This is a genomic window from uncultured Virgibacillus sp. (genome assembly GCF_947495635.1).
GTDB classification, from domain to species: domain Bacteria; phylum Bacillota; class Bacilli; order Bacillales; family Amphibacillaceae; genus Virgibacillus; species Virgibacillus salarius.
In genome coordinates this window covers 1-8,665 of record NZ_CANMAB010000137.1, presented here as the reverse complement: position 1 = coordinate 8,665, position 8,665 = coordinate 1, and the positions used below count along the sequence as shown (strand labels likewise).

The 8,665-nt window shown below is 37.8% G+C and carries 8 protein-coding genes; 6 read left to right on the top strand and 2 right to left on the bottom strand.

All coding sequences use genetic code 11. The features are described from left to right. Window positions 1–513: 513 nt before the first annotated feature. Complete coding sequence (locus Q1A47_RS19120; RefSeq protein WP_166530100.1) at window positions 514–2,556, bottom strand: transglycosylase domain-containing protein; 2,043 nt, start codon at window positions 2,554–2,556, stop codon at window positions 514–516. Window positions 2,557–2,973: 417 nt separating this feature from the next. Here Q1A47_RS19120 and speE point away from each other — a divergent pair, with 417 nt between their 5' ends. Together speE and speB are read left to right on the top strand one after the other, a co-directional pair. Then, window positions 2,974–3,801, top strand: coding sequence for a polyamine aminopropyltransferase (gene speE / locus Q1A47_RS19115; RefSeq protein ID WP_026681817.1), 828 nt, complete (start codon window positions 2,974–2,976; stop codon window positions 3,799–3,801). Between the two features lie 18 nt (window positions 3,802–3,819). Next, window positions 3,820–4,692 (top strand): agmatinase, encoded by an 873-nt coding sequence (gene speB / locus Q1A47_RS19110; protein WP_026681816.1) that lies wholly within the window; start codon window positions 3,820–3,822, stop codon window positions 4,690–4,692. A 66-nt stretch (window positions 4,693–4,758) separates the two neighbouring features. On the opposite strand, the gene Q1A47_RS19105 is transcribed toward speB, so the two are convergent. After that, window positions 4,759–4,929 carry a hypothetical protein gene (locus tag Q1A47_RS19105; protein WP_161629276.1) on the bottom strand — a complete coding sequence of 57 codons (171 nt, stop codon included), beginning with the start codon at window positions 4,927–4,929 and terminating at the stop codon, window positions 4,759–4,761. A 625-nt stretch (window positions 4,930–5,554) separates the two neighbouring features. Between Q1A47_RS19105 and Q1A47_RS19100 the strand changes: the two genes are divergently transcribed. The 4 genes from Q1A47_RS19100 to Q1A47_RS19085 form a co-directional block, all read left to right on the top strand. Then, complete coding sequence (locus Q1A47_RS19100) at window positions 5,555–5,992, top strand: DUF1934 domain-containing protein (protein WP_166530101.1); 438 nt, start codon at window positions 5,555–5,557, stop codon at window positions 5,990–5,992. Continuing rightward, window positions 5,989–7,653: an arginine--tRNA ligase gene (argS, locus tag Q1A47_RS19095; protein ID WP_026681814.1), complete on the top strand. Its 1,665-nt coding sequence runs from the start codon at window positions 5,989–5,991 to the stop codon at window positions 7,651–7,653. Before Q1A47_RS19100 ends, argS begins: the two co-directional genes overlap by 4 nt. A gap of 334 nt (window positions 7,654–7,987) precedes the next feature. Further along, on the top strand, window positions 7,988–8,458 hold the full coding sequence (gene tnpA, locus Q1A47_RS19090) for an IS200/IS605 family transposase (protein WP_026681813.1): 471 nt from the start codon (window positions 7,988–7,990) through the stop codon (window positions 8,456–8,458). 21 nt (window positions 8,459–8,479) lie between these two features. Continuing rightward, window positions 8,480–8,665 (top strand): hypothetical protein (locus tag Q1A47_RS19085; protein WP_299632706.1); only part of this gene is annotated, 186 nt, incomplete at its 3' end.

The following is an 8,665-nucleotide window of genomic DNA, read 5'->3' as shown; positions in this document are numbered from 1 at the left end:
ACCTGAAGATCCACTTTTTTGAGCGGGTTTTGCTAAAAAAGTTAGCTGAAGGACAAACCCCACGGAAAGGGAAGTGGACAGCCGGAGTGGTGGTCAAGCAAGCAGTAGCTATTATTCCATAATAGCTACTAGAGGAAGCGTGAATCTGAGCATGTAGTGATAAGGACTGAGCGAATTTTGCTCAGTTTTTCTTAGTATAGGATACTATAAATTTAGCCCATGTAGATAAATATGGATCTGTTTAGCGGCGTCTAACTCCAGCGTCCAGAAACTAGGCGACTCACCTTAAGCTAAGTCATCATCGACACGCAAACTCACCGTGATTCGTTTATCTCCGTTGACTCGTTCCAGTCGCCGCGTTTCCAATTGGGCATTTGCGCTTTTGTTCAGGAGAATCTGTTTTAGAAGGTTCGCCTGTAGTAACAATTAGCTGTATCCCACTATATTTACATAAAAATTTTTCGAGTTTCAACAAGACTGTTTGTTTGATGAATCTTGCTCAGGTAAAAATGGTTAATCAAAGAGGTCGAATATTTTTTCGACGATGCTTTTATCTTCTCTTTTTACATCCTTATCTTCTTGGTTGTGATGGAAATGCTCCGTGCAATATTCATGGGGCTCTGTACCTTTCTCAAAGAACATCACCCTACTTGTATTGCAATAAGGAGTGGCACGCTTTCCGGTTGTAGGATCAACGGGTACTCCAATGACTCCGCTGGGTACAGAAAAGGTCTCGTTTGGTAAATTTTCATGAGACTTTCGCATAAAATCAGCCCATATTTCCTTTGCATATCGTTCCTCTGCAACTTTTTCGATTTTACGGTTATCGTCATAGCCTATCCAAATACCAGTGGCAATTGAGGGGCTAAAGCCAATCATCCAGCTGTCAGAATTGGTTGATCCAGATTTTCCAGCATAGAGTCGATTTAGTTGATCGGTAATTGTTGAACCCGTAACGGGCATATACCCATCAAGTTCGTGATCAAACATCCCTGTCATTAAATGCGTTAGAATAAATGTTTTTCTCTGGTCAAGTATTTGATTTTTCTTTTCAGATTTATGTTTATAGACGGTCTTGCCGTTATGATCAATAATTTTGGATATGGAATGAGCATCGATCTTGTACCCGCCATTTGCTAACATACTGTATCCAGTAACCATTTCTTTCATAGATACAGCTGCTGAGCCAAGTGCTAGTGAAGGAACTTCTGGAAGTTTACTTGTGATCCCAAATTCCCTTGCAGTCTCTACTAAAGTTTTAGGTCCAACAAACAGATTTGTTTTAACGGCATATATATTATCTGATAATGCCAATGCTTGGGCTAACGTTATTTCCTTGTTAGCATAATAGCCATTATAATTACTTGGTTGATAGGTTTCCCCATTTGCTAATTGAAATGTAGTTGGTTTGCTTGGTAGCATCGTATTCGGTTTATAGCCATTCTCTAAAGCAGCATAGTAAAGGAACGGCTTGAATGAAGAACCAGGCTGTCGTTTTGCTTGAACGGTTCGGTTAAAGGAGCTTTCTTGATAGTTACGTCCCCCAACCATTGCAATGATTCCTCCAGTATTTGGATTCATTGCTAAGGCTCCTGCTTGTACTTCACTTGTAGGTGTAATCGCATGATTTATCTGTTCCTCTAATAGTAGCTGATGATCTTTTTGAAGTGTTGTGTGAATTTGGTAGCCTCCAGAACGTATCCCTTCAACTTCCATATTTAGCAGATCAGCAGCCTCCTTTATTACGAAGTCTTGAAAATAGGGACCTACTCGCTCTTTTTCCTGTGCATTCGATTTTTTGTATACTAACTTCGCTTGAGCGGCCTGTTTGTACTCCATTTCTGTAATCTTGCCTTGCTGATACATTGCCTGTAAAATTTGCTTCTGTCGATCTTCTGCTCTTTTACTATCATTTAATGGAGAGTAATAGGTTGGTCCTTTAGGAATACCTGCTAACATGGAAGCTTGCGCTAACGTTAACTGTTTGGAACTTGTATCAAAGAATAAATTACTTGCCGATTCGATACCATATGCCCCGTGTCCATAGTAAATCGTATTTAAATACCCCTCTAAGATTTTATCTTTTGAATAAAACATCTCTAAACGAACAGTATAAAATGCCTCCTTCATCTTTCGTAACCATGTCTTTTCATGTGATAAATATAAATTTCGCGCATATTGCTGAGTTAAGGTGCTGGCTCCCTCTTTTAGTGACCATGTTTGAATGTCTTTTAATAGTGCACCAAAGATTCGCTTTATATCAAATCCATGATGTTCATAGAAATTACGATCCTCAATCGCTACTGTAGCTTGGATAACAGCCTCCGACATATCCTTCAGATTTACCCATTCTCGATTTTCTCCTTCATGCTGTTCGCCAATGATTTCTCCTGAGCTGCTATATAGAATGGTATTCTGATCATTTGCTAATTCTGGAGGACCTAAAACAAAGCTTAGCAAGTAAACAAAGATAAATAAGGAAATTCCAGTAAGGAATAGAGATCCAATGCTAATCAGAAATAATTTATGTATTCGTATCTTTCTTTTTTTTGCCATGTTCTTTTCCCTCATATCCTAAGTTAAAGGTAAAAAAAGCTTATCAAAGCCAGGTCAAAAAGTTTCACTTTTATCCCGCATATAACTGGGAGTATGCCCCCCACTTCAAGCAATAAAGAGAAACCACTATTGGTAAGTGGGGGATCAACCGCCAGTAAAGATTAGTTCACCTAACAATCAGTGAGGTGGATAAACAAAACCCCCAATGGATTGAATTTTCATTATATAGGTGGGGAATAACCCGAAAATGTTTAGTGAATGAACATATCCTTTTCTCCATAAAGTTACAATTTATGTGTTCTTTACTAGCATTATGGGAAAAGATATAGGCAAATAAACGTATGTGAAAAAAATGCTTGTCTTTTTGTCAAATTTCTCTATAATTTTATTGTCGTTATATGGAAAGGATGTGTTCGTATGAGCATGTGGTTTACTGAAAAGCAAACAGCTAATTTTGGAATTACAGCAAAAATAAAGCAAACGTTAACTACCGTGCAAACGGATTATCAGGATTTAAACATAATAGAAACAGAAGAATGGGGAAAAATGCTTGTACTTGATGATATGGTAATGACTACAGAAAAGGATGAATTTGTTTATCATGAGATGTTGGCACATGTTCCCTTGTTCACCCATCCTAATCCCAAGCATGTGTTAGTTGTTGGAGGCGGAGATGGGGGCGTTATACGAGAAGTGCTAAAGCACCCTTCCGTAGAGAAAGCTGTACTAGTTGAAATTGATGGGCAGGTGATTACCTATTCCAAAAAATATTTGCCCACGATAGCTGGCTATCTTGAAGACCCTCGGGTTGAAGTCAAAGTAGAGGATGGCTTCTTATATATAGCAAATAGCAAACGAGCCTTCGATGTCATTATGGTAGATTCAACGGAACCGGTGGGCCCGGCTGTTAATCTATTTACACAAGGGTTTTACACCGGTATTTCTCAAGCATTAAAGGATGATGGGATATTTGTTGCACAAACAGATAATCCTTGGTTTAAAGCAGATCTAATTACACAGGTGTATCATGATGTCAAAGCAATTTTTCCTATAACAAAATTATATACTGCTAATATTCCAACGTACCCAAGTGGATTATGGACATTTACAATGGGAAGTAAAATACATGATCCACAAAAGGTAAAAGAAGAAAGATTTAGCACAATCAATACAAAGTATTATACTTCTGAGCTGCATATGGCTGCTTTCGCTTTACCTAAGTTTGTAAATGACTTGCTGACCTAAGAGGGGGAGGATCGTTTTATGAAATTTGATGAAGCCTATTCTGGGAAAGTTTTTATTATGGCTGGCCAAGATTATAATCAAGCAGATGCTGTTATTTACGGAATGCCAATGGACTGGACCGTAAGCTTTAGACCTGGATCCCGATTTGGTCCTGGACGAATTCGTGAGGCCTCAATTGGTCTTGAAGAGTATAGTCCATATTTGGATAAGCATTTAGAAGAAGTAAGTTATTTTGATGCAGGAGATATCCCACTTCCATTTGGCAATGCGGAAAGAAGCTTAACTGAAATTAAAAATTATGTTTCAAAGATAGTCCATGATGGTAAATTCCCCCTTGGATTAGGTGGGGAGCATTTAGTTACGTGGCCAGTAATTCAAGCAGTGCATGAGATGTATCCAGACATGGTTCTCATCCATATAGATGCTCATGCCGACTTAAGAGAGGAATATGAAGGAGAAGTCCTTTCTCATTCTACGCCCATACGAAAAATCTGTGAATTGATCGGGGCTCATCATGTTTATTCTTTTGGAATTCGCTCAGGTATGCGTGAGGAGTTTCAATTTGCTAAGCAAAGCGGCATGTATATGGCAAAGTACAACGTTTTTGCACCACTTAGGGAAATGTTGCCAAAGCTAGCCGGTAAAAAAGTTTATGTGACCATTGATATTGACGTATTAGACCCAGCCTTCGCACCTGGTACTGGTACAGCGGAGGCGGGTGGTATTACCTCTGCAGAAATGTTAGACGTGATTCAGCTTATTGCAAATGCAAATGTTGAGGTAATTGGTGCAGATGTAGTGGAAGTTGCACCCATTTACGATCATTCGGAAAAGACCGCGATTGCAGCAAGTAAATTCATCCGTGAAATGTTGCTTGGTTGGGTAAAATAATAGCTTATAATGTCTATTCATAATTTAGGCACAGACAGACCCTCCTTAATTGAAAGGGTCTGTTATTCATTTATCGAGATCATTTTTAATGAATGGAGGCGTGACATTCTGCTCACCCTTCAAACCCAAATGCTCTTTTATTTCTTTTAATTCTTTTAAAATAGTCTGGGTATTGATCCACGCAGCGATTGAAGCGAAAATGGCAATAATTAAAACTATAGTTATAAAGATGTCCAAAAAAACACTCCTAACATATATTTTCTAGATGATATCATAAATATAAAATTTACACAGTAAGGTTACCGTCACATATTTGGTTGAAATTCTTTACCTGCTTCCTGTATTCTTCCTGTGAATGCTCGTATCTCACTAGTTATCCTACACGAGCGTTATTCTCGTAACATTATGCATATGCATAAAAAACAAGTGCTCGATATGTATCGAGGCTGCATTGTTTGGCAACTAAAGATATGTGTTAATAATGGAATTTTAGATAATGTTTGGAATTAATCGGCTTGTGAACGTATAAAAAAAGTGATGAAGTACGTAAGGTAAAGAAGCAAATTTTATGTTGTTTACAATGAAGAAAACAAATATGGTTAAGTGTGGGATCAACTGCCAGTAAATGCCCGATTGGTTCGGGCCTACATGGAAGTAGGTCACAAAGGCGTTGCCACAGGACGTGGCGATTTAAGCCTTTGTACGTATTTGTTTCAGTAAAAGCCGGATGGAAGTTTCACTTTATAAAACCTTGGTACATCAATGCTTGATAAAAATATTCTGTTATAATAGAATACACAGGAATACATGTTTATAAAAGGCTTATAATCTGGTAGGATTTATCTAAAGTTGAGGCGATATAATGAGTTTACATACGCAAGTGGCTATTGAACTTTGTACGACGATCGACGATAATGGTCAAATGGAATATAATAAAATTCAGCAAAATGGATTTTTATACAAAAAAGGAAGCTTGGATGTACTTACATTTGAAGAAATGGCAGACGATAATTCGGTCATTAAAAATCTTATTACTATTCAATCAGATAGGGTAAATATTAAGCGTTCTGGTAACGTTACGATGAATCAACAGTTCCAGGAAAGGCAAACGACAGAAAATGTATTAAAGCATCCTTATGGCAGCATACATATGGAAACCTTCACACAATCTATTTTGTATTCCCCATTAAAAACCCGGGAAGATGGAAGTTTACATATAGCTTATACTGTCAAACTAAATGGACAAGAGGAACGGCAACATAAAATCGATGTAACGATTAAAGAGGAGGACATGACATGAATGTCTTAGCACAAACAGAGAATATATTAAAACAGCAAATTACGAAAGCAGTTATTCAGGCAGAGCTTACAAACGAAGCGGAGATGCCAGATGTTATATTAGAAAAACCAAAAGATAAAACACATGGAGACTTTGCTACAAATATTGCCATGCAGCTAGCGCGTATTGCTAAGAAGTCGCCTCGACAAATCGCCGATGATATTGTTAAGCATTTAGATAAGGCTGAAGCAGCTGTAGATAAGGTTGAAATAGCTGGGCCTGGTTTTATTAATTTCTTCATGAAGGACAATTTTCTTGGTGAAATAATTCCAACGATTCTGCGCGAACAACAATCTTACGGAAAAACAAATGCAGGTCAAGGTGAGAAAATTCAGGTGGAATTTGTATCAGTAAATCCTACTGGGGATCTCCATTTAGGGCATGCTCGTGGAGCTGCGTTTGGCGATGTTTTATGCAATGTGTTAGATGCTGCTGGATATGAGGTGGAACGTGAATATTATATCAATGACGCGGGAAATCAAATCGATAATCTAGCTCTATCAGTAGAAGCACGTTATCTACAAGCATTAGGTAACGATGCTGAAATGCCGGAGGATGGTTATTATGGTGAAGATATTGTAGAAATCGGTAAGCAACTGGGTGTAGAATACGGCGATCAATGGGCAGTTAAAGAGAAGAAGGACAGGTTAGCCTTCTTTAAAGAGTATGGGTTAAAATATGAACTTGGTAAAATTGAAAAGGATCTTGCAGAGTTTCGTGTTGAATTTGATTCTTGGTTCTCGGAGCGTTCCTTATATAAAGAAAATAAAATTACGGAAGCATTAGATGTATTAGACAATTTCATTTATGAAAAAGATGGCGCGACGTGGTTCCGTACGACGGATTTTGGCGATGATAAGGATCGTGTTTTGGTTAAACAAGATGGTAGTTACACATATCTTACACCAGATATAGCTTATCATAAGAATAAATTAGATAGAGGTTTTGATAAGATCGTAAATGTATGGGGAGCAGATCACCATGGTTATATTCCGCGTATGCGAGCAGCAATACAGGCACTTGGCTATCCAGTAGAAAAGTTTGATGTGAAAATTATTCAAATGGTAAATCTATTTGAAAATGGCGAAAAGCTTCGGATGAGTAAGCGAACAGGCAAGGCAGTTGCATTAAGAGAATTAATAGAAGAAGTTGGTGTGGATGCAGTTCGTTACTATTTCGTAACTCGTTCAAATGATTCCCAATTGGATTTTGATATGGACCTTGCACGCTCACAATCAAATGATAATCCAGTGTTCTATGTACAATATGCACATGCTCGTATTTGTACAATGCTAGAGCAAGCTAAAGCCAAAGGGCTTTTGACTGAAGAATCAATGGATGTATCTTTACTCACTTCTGAGAAAGAAACGGATTTATTGAAAAAACTAGCTGAATTTCCACAGGTTGTAGCAGATGCTGCTGAAAAGCAAACACCACATAAAGTGACGCAATATGTATACGATCTTGCAACTTTACTGCATAGCTTTTATAATGCTGAAAAGGTTTTGGATATAGATAATAAGGAGAGAACTCAAGCTCGAATTGCATTAATGAAAGCAGTTCGAATTACGCTTTCTAATGCACTTCAACTAATTGGTGTAACAGCACCTGAAAAGATGTAATAAAAAGATTCAGAGACGAAAACAAAAGTGTTTTAATCAAGGAGAAAAACGCACAAATAGAAATGAGGAGACTTGGACGTTCGTTAGTGAAAAGCGAGTGTATTCGTTCGATAGGCATAACAAACTTGCAAAGAAAAAAACGGTATTTTCTAAAAGCTACAGCTATTTTCCAACATCAATCGTGGAAAATAGCTTTTTTATGTTTTTGAAAACCCCTGGCTGTGCCAGGGGTTCCGGAAAGCTTTAAGCGTGGGGTCAAAAAAAGCCTCTCTTCATGGTAAGATAAAGTTGGTTTCCCGACCACTAAATCTCACCTAAGAAGGAGGCGTGTCCAATGAAGGACAAGAATAGTTTAGCACACACAATGTGGAATTGTAAGTATCATATAGTTTTCGCTCCAAAATACAGAAGGCAAATTATTTATGGAAAGTATAAAAAGAGTATAGGTCAAATTATTCGAGATTTATGTGAAAGGAAAGGTGTAACCATTCATGAAGCTAACGGCTGTCCAGATCACATACACATGTTGGTAAGTATTCCACCAAAGATAAGTGTGTCTCAATTTATGGGATATTTAAAAGGTAAAAGTAGTTTGATGATTTTTGATCGTCATGCCAATTTAAAATACAAATATGGCAATAGAAAGTTTTGGTGCCGAGGTTTCTATGCTGATACAGTGGGTAGAAATAGAAGGCAAATACAAGAATACATTAGAAATCAGCTTAGAGAAGACTTCATGGGTGATCAATTAACATTATTCGAAGAGTACGACCCGTTTACAGGCCAAAAAAATAAGAAGAAATAGAAGATTCTTTAGAATCAGTGAGTGAATGTGGTGCAAATGGGAGACCCGTTCGGTGGGCCTTTAAGGCCGAGGTCGGTAACAAAGGCTTTCAGCCGCAGAGCAAACCACCAGTTCACACTGGTGGTTTTGATTTATAAGTTAAGAAAGTATAAAATCAGTGCAATGACTGCGTTAAGCCAAGTAGTTATTTTGAAATGTTTGATGTAT